Origin of the sequence: Bacillus sp. MMSF_3353 (assembly GCF_030733445.1) — a bacterium.
Lineage (GTDB): Bacteria > Bacillota > Bacilli > Bacillales > Bacillaceae_G > Bacillus_A > Bacillus_A wiedmannii.
Window position 1 is genome coordinate 207,576 of sequence record NZ_JASHJA010000005.1, and the last position, 13,429, is coordinate 221,004.

The 13,429-nt window shown below is 34.5% G+C and carries 14 protein-coding genes; 9 read left to right on the plus strand and 5 right to left on the minus strand.

The window, feature by feature from the left end; genetic code table 11:
- Window positions 1-118: 118 nt before the first annotated feature.
- Entirely contained in the window at window positions 119-328 is a 210-nt protein-coding gene (locus RBB48_RS14590) for a hypothetical protein (RefSeq protein WP_000830261.1), read from the plus strand.
- 93 nt (window positions 329-421) lie between these two features.
- Here the strand turns inward: RBB48_RS14590 and RBB48_RS14595 are convergent, their stop codons facing one another.
- A complete protein-coding gene (locus RBB48_RS14595) occupies window positions 422-1,261 on the minus strand; it encodes an arylamine N-acetyltransferase family protein (RefSeq protein ID WP_097907125.1) in 840 nt (279 codons plus the stop codon).
- Between the two features lie 550 nt (window positions 1,262-1,811).
- Here RBB48_RS14595 and RBB48_RS14600 point away from each other — a divergent pair.
- Entirely contained in the window at window positions 1,812-3,413 is a 1,602-nt protein-coding gene (locus RBB48_RS14600) for an esterase/lipase family protein (RefSeq protein ID WP_262719894.1), read from the plus strand.
- Window positions 3,414-3,598: 185 nt separating this feature from the next.
- Here the strand turns inward: RBB48_RS14600 and RBB48_RS14605 are convergent, their stop codons facing one another.
- On the minus strand, window positions 3,599-4,183 hold the full coding sequence (locus RBB48_RS14605; RefSeq protein WP_306007792.1) for a preprotein translocase: 585 nt from the start codon (window positions 4,181-4,183) through the stop codon (window positions 3,599-3,601).
- A gap of 474 nt (window positions 4,184-4,657) precedes the next feature.
- Here RBB48_RS14605 and spoVS point away from each other — a divergent pair, with 474 nt between their 5' ends.
- On the plus strand, window positions 4,658-4,930 hold the full coding sequence (gene spoVS, locus RBB48_RS14610) for a stage V sporulation protein SpoVS (protein ID WP_000427790.1): 273 nt from the start codon (window positions 4,658-4,660) through the stop codon (window positions 4,928-4,930).
- A gap of 112 nt (window positions 4,931-5,042) precedes the next feature.
- Here spoVS and RBB48_RS14615 read toward each other — a convergent pair whose 3' ends face one another.
- Complete coding sequence (locus RBB48_RS14615) at window positions 5,043-5,813, minus strand: hypothetical protein (protein ID WP_088609104.1); 771 nt, start codon at window positions 5,811-5,813, stop codon at window positions 5,043-5,045.
- Window positions 5,814-5,922: 109 nt separating this feature from the next.
- Between RBB48_RS14615 and RBB48_RS14620 the strand changes: the two genes are divergently transcribed.
- The 5 genes from RBB48_RS14620 (at window position 5,923) to RBB48_RS14640 (ending at window position 10,174) form a co-directional block, all read left to right on the plus strand.
- On the plus strand, window positions 5,923-6,570 hold the full coding sequence (locus tag RBB48_RS14620) for an HD domain-containing protein (protein ID WP_087982623.1): 648 nt from the start codon (window positions 5,923-5,925) through the stop codon (window positions 6,568-6,570).
- The gene (locus tag RBB48_RS14625) at window positions 6,567-8,462 is read left to right on the plus strand and encodes an ABC-F family ATP-binding cassette domain-containing protein (protein ID WP_087982620.1); all 1,896 of its coding nucleotides are present in this window, start codon (window positions 6,567-6,569) and stop codon (window positions 8,460-8,462) included. Before RBB48_RS14620 ends, RBB48_RS14625 begins: the two co-directional genes overlap by 4 nt.
- A 75-nt stretch (window positions 8,463-8,537) precedes the next feature.
- Entirely contained in the window at window positions 8,538-9,269 is a 732-nt protein-coding gene (locus RBB48_RS14630) for a Bax inhibitor-1/YccA family protein (protein WP_001260655.1), read from the plus strand.
- A gap of 153 nt (window positions 9,270-9,422) precedes the next feature.
- Window positions 9,423-9,677 (plus strand): DUF4318 domain-containing protein, encoded by a 255-nt coding sequence (locus tag RBB48_RS14635; protein ID WP_000975142.1) that lies wholly within the window; start codon window positions 9,423-9,425, stop codon window positions 9,675-9,677.
- 158 nt (window positions 9,678-9,835) lie between these two features.
- Complete coding sequence (locus RBB48_RS14640; RefSeq protein WP_048540931.1) at window positions 9,836-10,174, plus strand: single-stranded DNA-binding protein; 339 nt, start codon at window positions 9,836-9,838, stop codon at window positions 10,172-10,174.
- A 25-nt stretch (window positions 10,175-10,199) separates the two neighbouring features.
- Here the strand turns inward: RBB48_RS14640 and RBB48_RS14645 are convergent, their stop codons facing one another.
- Window positions 10,200-10,790: a TetR/AcrR family transcriptional regulator gene (locus tag RBB48_RS14645; protein ID WP_088609105.1), complete on the minus strand. Its 591-nt coding sequence runs from the start codon at window positions 10,788-10,790 to the stop codon at window positions 10,200-10,202.
- A gap of 122 nt (window positions 10,791-10,912) precedes the next feature.
- Window positions 10,913-12,046, minus strand: coding sequence for an FAD-dependent monooxygenase (locus RBB48_RS14650; protein WP_106382851.1), 1,134 nt, complete (start codon window positions 12,044-12,046; stop codon window positions 10,913-10,915).
- Window positions 12,047-12,301: 255 nt separating this feature from the next.
- Here RBB48_RS14650 and RBB48_RS14655 point away from each other — a divergent pair, with 255 nt between their 5' ends.
- A complete protein-coding gene (locus RBB48_RS14655) occupies window positions 12,302-13,429 on the plus strand; it encodes a conserved virulence factor C family protein (protein WP_087982610.1) in 1,128 nt (375 codons plus the stop codon).

Consider the following 13,429-nt stretch of genomic DNA (forward strand, 5'->3'; position numbering starts at 1 on the left):
TTAAAATGGACATGCATATACTATAATGTTTCATTGGATGTTAGTGATGAAAGGTAGTTTTCACACGTGCATGTAGTGATGTTCATTAAGTTATGAAATTAAAGAGGTGCTATTATACATGAAAAGAAGAACATTGGATATTCCAGTTACATTGCGAAGAGAGTGGTTTTTAATAGAATTAGCCCATTTAACGAAAAAATATGGAATTGAAATTGCAACTAGCAAAATGGAAGCTGCACCGTTTTTAAGAGATCAAGTTACGGAATCAAAAATAGGATCAGGGCTCCAATACGATAAATATGATGATGAGTATATCATTGAAAATTAAAGGATACCAGCAAAAAAATTCTTTATAACAAAATATAAAATAAAGCAGATTCTAAATATGGAATCTGCTTTATTATGAAATACTTCTAGTCAACTATCCTCTTTCTAGTGTTTTTCCTACATATTTTTCTTGTGTTATTCCAAAAGATTCACGAAGAATGCGAGCATAATCTTTTGATTCTATTGGTCGTTTATTTTTTGTGCCTTTAAAGGTTTCTGTATAATTTTTATTTGTTAATGATACGTGACCATAATCAGTTAATTTACAAGTAATAGCCCCTTTATTAAAAGGCGATTCTTTATGCTCTACAATCACTTTTTGAATGTTATTCACTTTTTTCTCATTTATTGGATGTAAAGTGAAAGCATAGCCTATTTTCCATTCGTGTGAAGGTTCAGATTGCAAGAAATTTGTAGATTCCCCGTTAGCTCCTTTTCTCATTTCTAAAATGTGTGTACCTTTTCGGGTAGTTTGTTTGCGAATTCGATATTCTCCCGTTTGAGAAGAAATCACTTCTCCGTTAAAAGGGACGGGATGTAGAGGTAGATGAGATGCAAAACCTGCGTCTATAACATAATCTTTATAATTATGATTTAATATGATAATGACATGACCATCATCGGGTTTCCATTTATTATCGTAAAGATCATAAACAGTACCAGCTACTTTATATACTTGAAACCCACAATCCATTAAAAAGTAATACAATAAGGAGTTTAATTCATAACAAAGACCGCCTCGTTTTTGAATTAGTAACTTTTCTACTAAGTTATTTTTTGAGATGTTTTTAATAGTACCAGCCATAATATCGAGATTTTCATAGGGGAGAATCAAGCCCATTTTCAAGAGAATTTCATCTAAATCATTAAATGTTATTTCTTTTGCAGGAATTTTTAGTCGTTTAAAAAACTCCTTTTGTAAATTGGTCATCATAAAGCATTCTCCTTTCTTTTTACAGAATTTTCTTCTGCTCACCGATAGGTTAGTACTTATAAAAGTTTAATTCAAGTCTGCGAAAATTATCATAATATATGTTTCTCGAAATATTATTTTCTATTCGGAAATTTCAGTTTAAAATTTAATGGTAGGAAAGTCTTACAGTATAAGCCTCTATTCGTTTGTTTTGTATAAAATTAAATAAAAGTACATATCTTCATTAATCTTTTTTATAACTAGGTGGTAATAAAGTGTTTTTTTCCTAAAGTTTTTTCAAGATTTGTATACTTTATATAGACAATAATGATTTAGAGATATTTGGATTTAGTACGGTTAACAATTATTGAGAAACTTTTTTATAGTGTTCTCTCAAAAGGAAGAGATAGAAACAAAGAGAATAACGTGAGTTAAGAAAGAAGGTGTACTAGTAATCTTTTGCAAATAGGGACAAGATTTTGTTTAAGTAAAAAGATTATCTAGTATTAAGAGAGAAGATAAAAAAATATTACAAAGAGCACCTTCTTTCAAAAAAAGTGGGGGGAGTAACATGCGATTGATGAGAAGATGTGTTGCCTTACTGATTGTATTTTTAATTATGGCTCCAATGATTAGCACGAATGTACGGGCAGAAGTTGTAAAAGAGCTTGGAAAGGGATTTCCTGATACAGAAGTATTTACACCTGGAGAATGGTTTTTAGGTCAAAAACCTGCTAATTATGATGAGAATAAGCCTCCAATTCTTTTTGTACAAGGAAGGAATGGGAATGCTGATAGTTGGTATGGAAAGACAGTGTATCACGATATAAATGATATGTATGACTATGCTTTGAAAGCAGGCTATCAAACAGTATTTATACAATTATATGATGCTGCTGGGAAAGGGTCAGCTAGTCAGTGGGACAACGGAAAATTGTTAGCACAAAAGTTAGAAGAAATATATAATCATTTCGGTAAAAAAGTTAATATTGTAGCACATAGTAAAGGCGGTATCGATACACAGGCTGCATTAGTAGGATATGGTGCAAATCGATTTGTAGGAAATGTTATTACGCTTGCGACGCCACATCATGGCTCAAATTTAGCGGACTTATCATATAGTTGGTGGGCAGGATGGCTTGCTTCTATTTTAGGTCAAAAAGATGATGGTACGTACTCATTACAAATGGGCGAAATGGCAAAATTTCGTTCAACGATTGATAATAATCCAGCAGCTAAATTAAACCGTTACTATACGGCTACTGGGACTAGCTGGGGACCAGTATTTTCTGCGCTATCTATGGGCGGGTTCTATTTGTCATCATACGGTTCAAATGATGGACTAGTAAATGAGTGGAGTGCTAAGTTACCGTATGGAACGCATTTATTTACAGATTCCAGATTTGATCATGATAATATACGAAAAGGATCTGCTGTTTTCTCTCGAATTGAACCATATTTACGTACATCAAATGTAGCTGTACCAGCTTTAGTAGCATCCAGCACTAGTTCAAATGAAAATATAGAACAACTAAATACAACTTCAAATCAAAACATTTTAGGAGGAGAATTGCCACAAAATCAATGGATAGAGCAAACTGTTATGGTTGATAAAAAAGCTGAAGGAATAGTTTCTATCTTAACAGCGTCTTCTGATGTAGAAGTACAAATGATGTCTCCAAAAGGAAAAATGTATACAAATAAGGATAGCGTTATTACTACTGGTGAAGGTGAATCTTTCTTTGGTGGTGCGACAATTAGAACATTTAAATTTGATAAAATGGATGTAGGAGAATGGAAAGTTAAAATGATGGCGAAGCAGTCGAAAGATGCATTTTTAATTGTAAGCGATTACAATAGTGGTGCACCATTTGTTCTCCAAATGCCTACAAAAGTTAAAGTGAATAAATCTGAGTATAAACTGAAAAAATCACCTGTGGCACCTGAAATGAAAGGGGATCTTTCTATAACAGTAAGAGTAGTTAATAAAGAAGGGAAACTAGTCTCTGAATACAATGAATTACAAAAGGGTAATAACAATACGTTTACTGGTGCTTTGAAGGACATAAAGCAACCAGGAGTATATAACGTTACGATGGATATAAAAGGGACGAATAAAGAAGGACAACCGTATAATCGTACAATTGTTAAGTCGGTTTATGTGGAGAAGTAAGAAAGAATGAGAAGTTTTTAATATAAAAAGTACCGAACTTTTGTAGTAGAAGAGTTCGGTACTTTTTTCATGTTTATTAGATTAACAGAAACGTACAATGGAATTTATGTCTGATTATAGGAATCAAAAGAGCATTATTCAATAAAAAAAGATGCTGAAATAGCATCTGAATGTGAAGAGGATTATTAACTTAGTTTTATAACTGTTAATTCAACTGAATTAATACCATTATCACAAGTTGCAATACTTTGACGATTAAAACCACTATTATTTTTCAGTTGAAGAGTGGAATTAGCTGTCACTGTAACAATCGTTTCGCCAGCTAGTTGAAGACATTCGTTATTTGATGAAGTATTCATTTGGAAAGCGAAATCACCTTGACTATTAGCAAGTGGATTATTATTTAAAAATATAGTCATGACTGGAATATGTGGAAATACAGGATTTGAAGTAGTGTTAATCGTTGAAATGAAAGAAACTCTATAATCACCAGCTTGACTAAATTGTATAGTAGTAGGATTTAGTAAGGAAACTCCTCCTGCTATAGGGCCAACGTGATTAAATGGAAAAGGATTTCCAAAAGGAACGGTTATAAACTCAGTTTGCCAAAAAGTGCCGTATGCTGGACAGCTTTTTTTATGTGAATGGTCGTATGAACATTTTTTATAGGAACTAGAAGAGGAGTTGCATGAACATTTTTTATATGAACTGGAAGAAGAGTTACATGAACATTTTTTATTTGAATTTGAAGAATAATAGTATGAACCCAATATATTACCTCCTATTATGAATGAAGTGTATACTCATAGTATTTTATGCTTGTCTTATATAAAAGGTGATAGATTTGGAGTATAAAGTGCTAATACGATGAAATATAGTAATAGAATAGTAGCTGTAACGATTTTGAAGAAGAAAAGGTTGATGTTTTGGTGGAAATATCAGTGGAATATCTTGAAAGATTGAAGTAAAGCGGGCACGCATATTTTACATGTGAAAGTAAAACCATTATCCTCAGTTGTAATGATGTGATCGTTTAAGTGAATGTCTATTTTGTCGTGTTTGTATATTAGAGTTTATGGTTATTATCTTTTATTTACGTAGTGGGGCAGGAAGAAGACGAAAAGTATCGAATGAATGTACATATGTAGCATTGTTTGCTTTTGGTGTGAATAGTAATAAAAGATACGTTGAAATATTTTAAACCGTAACAAAAGAGCGATTAAATAATAGAGGGAGCAACTTACATGGAAAATATATTAAAGGTATCTTCAAAATCAAAACCAAATTCAGTAGCAGGTGCAATAGCTGGTGTACTAAGAACAAGTGGCAATGTGGAAATTCAAGCGATTGGGGCAGGTTCTATAAATCAAGCGATTAAAGCAATTGCAATTGCAAGAGGATTTGTTGCTCCAAGTGGTATTGATTTGGCCTTTGTTCCAGCATTTCAAGAGGTTACTATTAATGATCAAGAAAGAACGGCGATTAAATTAATTGTAGGTCCTAGAAGGAAAAGGTAACTGCAGTAATTCAGTATTGAAATGACATTTAACATAACAAACAAAAAGTGTCACAAATGCTTATGAAATAGGCATTTGTGACACTTTTATAGTTTTGTGAGAATAAAAACCTCTAAAACTGCTCATTCTTCTCCCAAGATTCCACAATATAATGTGCAATCGTCGGGTTGAACCCTTTCCCAACTAAAAACATAATCGCAGCAACTTCTGTTAAAGCGTGTTTGTGTGATGTATGTTTTGCTTCATTTAAACCGTAATCTACCCAAGGTTTTACGAAATCTAGTACAGGTTTCTTTAAAGGTAAAAACTGTGTACCGACAACTTGTTGAATTTGTTGTTGTGTTGGTTCTGTAATTGGTCCAGGCGGTAAGATTTGCGGTTGTGTAATATCGAGTGTTGGTCCTGGTGGTAAAATTTGTGGTTGTGTTGGATCAATTGTTGGTGGTTTAGGCGGTGAGACACGCGCGTTGTAGTTTGGTTGGTACATTTGTTGTTGCGGCTGAGTTGCGTATGGATTTGGTTGAAATTGTTGCTCTTGATTTTGTGGTGCTACATATGGATTTTGAGGGTATTCATAATTAGGACGTGAGTCGTATGGATTTTGTTGATATTCAGTTTCTTGATTTTGCGTTGTTGCATATGGATTTTGCTGATATTGTTGTTCTTGATTTTGCGGTGCTGCATATGGGTTTTGAGGATATTCATAATTAGGACGTGTGTCGTATGAGCTTTGTTGATAATTAGCTTCTTGGTTTTGCGGTGTTTCGTATGGATTTTGTTCATATTGTTGCTCTTGTTCTTCATATTGTTCTGTGTATCTTTGGTCCTGTTGCTGAGGGTAAAATGGTTGTTGTGGATAAGGCGGTTGATTATTATAGAACATATTTATTCCTCCTCCATGATGATGCTTACCACTCAGTGTATGGGCGGACAAGAAAATATGTGATGAAAAAATGCGGGCGTGTTACAATAAGTAACTGGGTGAAGATAAAATGACAAAACAAGAAAAGATTCAAAAAACAATTACTTTTGTAAAACATATTTTAGAAAAAGATGCGAGTGGGCATGATTGGTATCATATTGAACGCGTACATAAACTGGCGATTTCTTTATCCGAGCAAGAAGGGGGAAATCGTTTTATAATTGAAATGGCAGCATTACTTCACGATGTGGCAGATGAGAAGTTAAATGAAAGTGAAGAAGCAGGAATGAAAAAAGTTTCTGATTGGTTAGAAGAGTTACATGTTGAAGAAGAGGAAAGTAAACATGTTCTTCATATCATCGCCAATATGTCTTATAAAGGTGGTCATGGCGGTAAAGTGGATTCACTTGAAGGGAAGCTTGTTCAAGATGCGGATCGCTTAGACGCTCTTGGAGCAATTGGAATAGCTCGCACATTTGCGTATGGTGGAGCGAAAGGGAGATTAATGTATGATCCAACTATTCCTCCGCGTGAAGTGATGACGAAAGATGAATATAGAAAAAATAACGATCCATCTTTAAATCATTTCTATGAAAAACTTTTAAAACTAAAAGACTTAATGAACACGAACGCAGCAAAACAAGAGGCTGAAGTTCGTCATCGTTATATGGAACAGTTTATTGAACAATTTATGAAAGAGTGGAATGCACAAATATGAAAATGTTAACTGTGGAAAACTTATCGAAATCATACGGAGAAAAACCGTTATTTGATGGATTATCATGTAGTATTACAGAAGGACAACGTGTCGGAATCATTGGTGTAAACGGTACTGGTAAATCGACATTATTAAAAATTATTGCAGGGTTAGAAACTCCTGATACAGGTGATATGACGCATTCACGTGGTTATACAATTAGTTATTTATCACAGCAACCAGAGTTTGATGAAAAACTAACAGTATTAGAACAAGTGTTCCATGGTGATACACCTTTAATTCGTCTTCTTCGTGATTATGAACAATCGTTATTAAATATCGAAAAAGATCCAAGTAATGAAAAAGTACAGGAACAATTATTTGCAGTGCAGCAACGTATGGATGCGATGAGTGCATGGGAAGCAAATGCGAATGCAAAATCGTTATTAACGAAATTAGGAATTACTGATTTTACAGCAACTGTTGGAAACCTATCTGGTGGACAAAAAAAGCGTATTGCAATGGCGCAATGTTTTATTGAAACACCTGATTTATTAATTTTGGATGAGCCTACGAACCATCTTGACCATGAGACAGTTGAATGGTTGGAAGAATATTTAGCACGATATACTGGTGCGGTATTACTTGTAACCCATGATCGTTATTTCTTAGATCGTGTGACAAACCGCATTTTTGAATTAGACAATGGTAAACTATATAGTTACGAAGGAAACTATAGTACATTTTTAGAAGCGAAAGCACTTCGTGAAGAACAAGAAATTGCGCAAGAATCAAAACGTCAAAACTTATATCGCCGCGAACTAGCATGGATCCGCCGCGGTGCAAAAGCTCGTTCGACAAAGCAAAAAGCACGTATTCAACGATTTGATGAGTTAAAAGGTCAAGAAGGACCAGCTGCAAAACAGTCAGTTGATATTGCGCTTAGCGGGAGTCGCCTTGGCAAAAAAGTACTTGAGTTAAAAGATGTAACGAAAAAATTCGGTGATAAAACGGTATTACACAACTTTAATCATATTGTGAAACCAGGAGATCGTATCGGAATCATTGGAGCGAATGGAAGCGGAAAATCTTCTCTATTAAATATGCTTGCAGGCAAGTTAGCTCCTGATAGTGGTGAAGTTGAAGTAGGACAAACTGTAAAAGTTGCTTATTATACGCAAGAAAATGAAGAGATGAATTTAAATCAGCGTATGATTGAATACATTAAAGAGATTGCAGAAGTTATTCATACGACAGACGGAAAAGTAATTGGTGCATCTCAAATGCTAGAACGTTTCTTATTCCCGACGCACTCACATGGTACACCGCTTGGTAAACTATCTGGTGGTGAAAGAAGACGTTTATATTTATTACGTATTTTAATGGGAGAACCAAACGTACTATTACTTGATGAACCTACGAATGATCTAGATACACAAACATTAACAGTACTGGAAGATTATTTAGAAGATTTCCCAGGTGTCGTTTTAACTGTATCGCATGACCGTTACTTCTTAGATAAAGTAGTAGATGAATTGTTCATCTTTAGTGGCGGAGGCGAAGTGCGTGAATTCCTAGGTAGTTATACGGACTTTTTAGAAATGGAAAAGACGAAAGAACTTATTGAGAAGGCGGAAGTTCAAAAAGAGAAAAAAGTAGTAGAAGAAGCTCCGAAACAACAACGTAAACGTAAACTTTCATACAAAGAGCAGCGTGAATGGGAAACAATTGAAGATACAATTGCCGAACTAGAAGAGAAAATTGAGTCAATTGGAGAAGAACTTGCGAAAGTTGGATCTGACTTCACAAAGGCACAAGAATTATCTGAAGCACAGCAGAAAACAGAAGAAGAGCTAGAAAAAACGATGGAAAGATGGAGTGAACTATCAGACATCGTTGAAGGATTAAAATAAAAACAAGCTGCATATATTGAAAAGTAAAGAGAAAAACTTTACACTATTGGTAGAACCTATTTTAGGAGGGAAAAAATGAGAACATCTAATCCAATGTTGAAAAAAGAGGCATTCCGTAAAGAGGGAGCAAGCGCTTCTGCGATGACGATTGGCGGAACAGTAGGCAAAACGTTTATTATGCTTATCTTGCTACTTGCAACGTCTGTCTATTCATACATACAGATGATGCAGGGGACGATGAAGATGCCGGTATTAATTGGTGCTTTAATCGTTGCGGCAATCATCGCATTTGCGTCTATGTTCTTTCCGCGTATTTCACCTTTTGGTGCACCAATCTATGCGGCGGTAGAAGGGGTTGTATTAGGTAGTATTTCAGCAGTTTATACAATGAAATTTGGCGATTCTATCGTTTTAAATGCTGTATTACTAACAATCTCAATTCTATTTGCAATGTTAGTGTTATATGCAACGCGTGTAGTAAAGGTAACGGATAAATTCCGTACAGGCGTGATGGCAGCAACACTTGGAATTATGGTTATGTATTTAGTCGTATTTCTACTAAACATGTTTGGTGTAACTGTTCCGTACATTCACCAAGGCGGTACGATTGGTATTATTATTAGTGCAGTTGTTATCGTAGTTGCTGCATTAAACTTATTACTAGATTTCGATTTAATCGAAAATGGTGTACGTAGTCAAGCTCCGAAATATATGGAGTGGTACACTGCGATGGGACTAATGCTTACATTAGTTTGGTTATATTTGGAAATTCTTCGTTTCGTTTCTTACTTTACGAAAAATGACTAATAAAAAATCCTGCATGAAAAATGCAGGATTTTTTTATTTTCAAAGATAGAGTGAAATTTTAATCAGTGAGGCTTATACTGCCTGTTAATGCAGGGTAATTTCGGTAATGGTATAATATGGTTGTTGGTAATTCAAATTGAAGGGGGATGGAATATGATGAAAGAGAAGAAAGGGATTATGAAAAAACTATTTTCTAAAAGTTTTTTCATAGAACTAGAAGATGCTTTAACGTATCCATCATCAGAAGTTATTATTTCCGCTATTGAAAGGTATGCGGTTGAATGTCAGGAACAATTGAATTTTGAGAGTAAAGTTAAACCGATTACTTTTTACTTAGAAAATGTAATGTATCGTGTTGAGATAAAGATGGCTCGCGGTGGATATTACATTTCCTGTAGTGAAGTATAAATTTTGAAACCTTACATGTTTAATATATGTAAGGTTTCTTTTTTTCTTTTACAGCATATAAAATAATATTTTTTACTTTAAAATATATTATTTTACGCTTTTTACCCTTCATACATTTTTCTTTACAATGAAGAAAAATATGTGAGGTGGTATAACATATGATGAATCGAGTTGTATTAATCGGTAGATTGACAAAGGAACCAGAATTATACTACACAAAGCAAGGTGTCGCTTATGCACGAGTATGTGTTGCGGTGAATAGAGGTTTTCGAAATAGTTTAGGTGAGCAACAAGTAGATTTTATTAATTGTGTCGTTTGGAGAAAATCGGCTGAGAATGTAACTGAATATTGTAAGAAGGGGTCACTTGTTGGAATTACCGGACGTATTCATACGAGGAATTACGAAGATGATCAAGGAAAGAGAATATATATAACGGAAGTTCTGATTGAGAGCATTACATTTTTGGAGAAAAGGCGGGAGGGGGCATCACAATAAGAGGGCTTAGTAGTATAGCCCTCTATCACTTTTGATTGATACCCTCCCAAACAACATCTAATTGTTGATTGAGTATATTTTTCACGTTTATTTCATTAGCATGTAATAGTGAATGGGACATTAATGTATAAAAATAAGTACTCATAATTGTAGAGGTGATAATATGTATATCCCATTTACTGTTTAATTTTCCTGTCGCTTTTGCTTCTGCAATAATTGAAGATAAACCTTCTTGTAGTTGTTGTATGCTTTTTACTTCATTTTCTACTAAGTAGTTAGACTTAATAATCTCAAAGACGGCATGCTGCATTAAATCACCATGTCCAGTAAAACGGTCTAGTAAGTCTCCTAGAACAAGTTTGATTCTTTCTTTTGGATGTTCCACATTTTCATATGCTTTTAAACTTTCATTCCATAGCTCAATTTGAGAATCACCTAAAAATAATAATATGTTTTCTTTTTTCGGAAAGTAGTTGAAGAAAGTTCCTTTTGCAATCCCGCATGCAGTAGTAATATCTTGAACCGTTACATTTTCGTACCCTCGTTCTTGGAAGAGTTGTACTGCTTTTAGGAATATAAGTTCTTTTAATTCTTTTTTTCTCGTTTCTCTAAGCATTTTATCTACTCCTAACACAAACAATTATATCTGTTTAATAGATAATCTTAAATAAAATCTTACTTCATGATTAAGTTTAATGTAATTGAAAGAAGGATAGAGAATGCTGTTTCTCATTTTTGTTATAAATGAAAGTTGTATAGTTCATGTGCTTGTCTTTCAGAAATCCATTTCGGAATACGTTTCATTACTTCGTTTCTCACTATAGTTAAAGGTGTACTTTCTATTTGCGCCATTTTTCCAACTTTCCAAGCAGTATTTGAGATTTTTTCAATTCTATCTCGTCTTTTTTGTTCGTATTCTATGAATGCTTGACGATAATGGGCATTATTCTTAATACATTCAGCCAAAATAATTGCATCTTCAATTGCCTGACAAGCTCCTTGACCTAAATTAGGAGTAAGTGCATGAGCTGCATCCCCAATAAATACGATGCGCTTTTCAAAAAACTGTTTCATTGGTGTAATGTCTACAATGTCACGATGAATCATAGTAACGTCCGATGCATTATTTAAAATAGATGGGATGGGATTGTGGTAAGTTTTGAAATGATTATATAAATCTGCTGTTGTGTAAGCTTTGTATTTTGGATCTCTAGCTTTAGCGTTTATGAGCGCATACCAGTATACTTCGTTATTGGGAAGAGGGACGATACCAAATCTACCGTTTGTTCCCCAAGTTTCAATAAAATCGTTTGTTAAAGAAAGGTTATTAGTAGGAGTTACGCCGCGCCAACACGTATATCCTGCATAACGATAATTATCGCTTTGTGTTACTTGTTTTCGAACGACAGAATGAATACCATCAGCAGCAATGAGTATATTACCAAGTGCTTCACTACCATCTTGGAATAATATTTTTAAGGCGTTTTCTTCATTTTGTTCTATTTTTGCGCATTCTTTTCCCCATTCGACAGTATCTTCTTTTAGTTCAGAAAGTAGTAATTGATGTAAATTTTTTCTATGAATGGAGTACATTTTTGGATAACATGCTGGAATGGTCAATTTATTAAAAATAGTTCCTTTTTCGGATACAAGGTTAAAGCCGTCACTTTCGTTGCCAATTTTTTTTATTCTCTCAGAAATTCCGTATGGTTCAAGTGCTTGCATCGCATTTGGGGCGATGATAATACCTGCACCAGCAACAGTAGGTTCAGTATTTTGGTCATATACTTTTACATCTAATCCTATTTTTTGTAAGGAAATTGCTGAGCAAAGTCCAGCAATACCGCCACCAATAATTATGACATTATTCATTTGATATCCCTCCAACTTAGAGTGACTTTGATCATAAAATGACCATGGTCATTTTATGAGTTAAGGTTAATCCCTTTTTCTGGTATTGTCAATTATACTTTTAACTTTAGTTTTCGAACGATTAGGTGAAAATAGAATGAAACTTCTAAGAAATGTAGAAAAGGAATTAGCAAAAATTAAGCATCCGAGTAGGAGTATAGAGTGATAACATGTTACAATACAGCTAAGAACACGCAATAAAGGAGAGTTTTTTACGTGAAGATTAAAGCAATTGAACCGACGCCAAGTCCAAATACAATGAAAGTTATTTTGAATGAAGTATTACCATCAGGAGCGCGTAATAATTATACAAATGAAAATAAAGAACAAGCACCAATGCAAGTGCAAGAAATTTTGAAAATTGAAGGCATTAAAGGTGTATATCATGTAGCCGACTTTTTAGCAGTGGAGCGAAATGCGAAGTTTGACTGGAAAGTTTTATTACAACAAGTTCGTGCTGTTTTCGGCGAACAGGTAGTAGAAGAAAGTGAAGAACAACAACTTGCTCATTTTGGGGAAGTGAAAGTGTTTGTTCAAATGTTCTTTACAATTCCAATGCAAGTAAAGTTAACAGATGGAACATCGGAAGAACGTGTTGGTTTACCAGATCGTTTTAAAGAATCAATTATGAAAGTTCAAATGTCTGCACCAAACGTTGTGAAAGAGCGCAAATGGGTAGAACAAGGTACACGTTACGGTAATTTTGAAGAAATCGGGAAAGAAGTAGTAGAAGAGATTGTTGCTGCTTATTCAGAAGAACGTGTAAATGAAACAGTTAAAGAATTATTAAACCAGGCAGGTGCTGTTGAAGTAACGATTCAAAAGCGTGAGCCATATAAAGTAACAGTAGAGATGATGAAAGATGCTGACTGGAAAAATCGTTTTGCAGCATTAGAGCAAATGGATCCTACTGAAGAAGATATGCCAGTGTTGAAGATGGCGTTAGATGATGAAAAAGTTTCAATCCGCCGTTTAGCAACAGCGTATTTAGGTATGGTAAAAGGTGATGGGGTATTGCCGTTATTATATAAAGCGTTATTAGATCGTTCAGTAAGTGTTCGGCGTACAGCGGGCGATTGCTTATCAGACGTAGGTGATCCAGCAGCGATGTTCGTTATGATTAAATCTCTGAAAGATTCAAGTAAATTAGTACGCTGGCGTGCAGCTATGTTCTTATTTGAACTTGGAGATGAAAGTGCGATTCCTGCATTAAAAGCAGCGCAAGATGATCCGGAGTTTGAAGTAGCGATGCAAGCGCGTCTAGCATTAGAGCGTATTGAAGGTGGAGAAGAAGCAAAAGGTTCTGTATGGAAACAAATGACGGAGTCTCGTAAAGGGGAGTAA

Bases quoted from the DNA above. Each gene is read 5' to 3' on its own strand.
- RBB48_RS14590 (WP_000830261.1), top strand. From the start codon at position 119: ATGAAAAGAAGAACATTGGATATTCCAGTTACATTGCGAAGAGAGTGG.
- RBB48_RS14595 (WP_097907125.1), bottom strand. From the start codon at position 1,261: ATGATGACCAATTTACAAAAGGAGTTTTTTAAACGACTAAAAATTCCT.
- RBB48_RS14600 (WP_262719894.1), top strand. From the start codon at position 1,812: ATGCGATTGATGAGAAGATGTGTTGCCTTACTGATTGTATTTTTAATT.
- spoVS (WP_000427790.1), top strand. From the start codon at position 4,658: ATGGAAAATATATTAAAGGTATCTTCAAAATCAAAACCAAATTCAGTA.
- RBB48_RS14615 (WP_088609104.1), bottom strand. From the start codon at position 5,813: ATGTTCTATAATAATCAACCGCCTTATCCACAACAACCATTTTACCCT.
- RBB48_RS14620 (WP_087982623.1), top strand. From the start codon at position 5,923: ATGACAAAACAAGAAAAGATTCAAAAAACAATTACTTTTGTAAAACAT.
- RBB48_RS14625 (WP_087982620.1), top strand. From the start codon at position 6,567: ATGAAAATGTTAACTGTGGAAAACTTATCGAAATCATACGGAGAAAAA.
- RBB48_RS14630 (WP_001260655.1), top strand. From the start codon at position 8,538: ATGAGAACATCTAATCCAATGTTGAAAAAAGAGGCATTCCGTAAAGAG.
- RBB48_RS14635 (WP_000975142.1), top strand. From the start codon at position 9,423: ATGATGAAAGAGAAGAAAGGGATTATGAAAAAACTATTTTCTAAAAGT.
- RBB48_RS14640 (WP_048540931.1), top strand. From the start codon at position 9,836: ATGATGAATCGAGTTGTATTAATCGGTAGATTGACAAAGGAACCAGAA.
- RBB48_RS14645 (WP_088609105.1), bottom strand. From the start codon at position 10,790: ATGCTTAGAGAAACGAGAAAAAAAGAATTAAAAGAACTTATATTCCTA.
- RBB48_RS14650 (WP_106382851.1), bottom strand. From the start codon at position 12,046: ATGAATAATGTCATAATTATTGGTGGCGGTATTGCTGGACTTTGCTCA.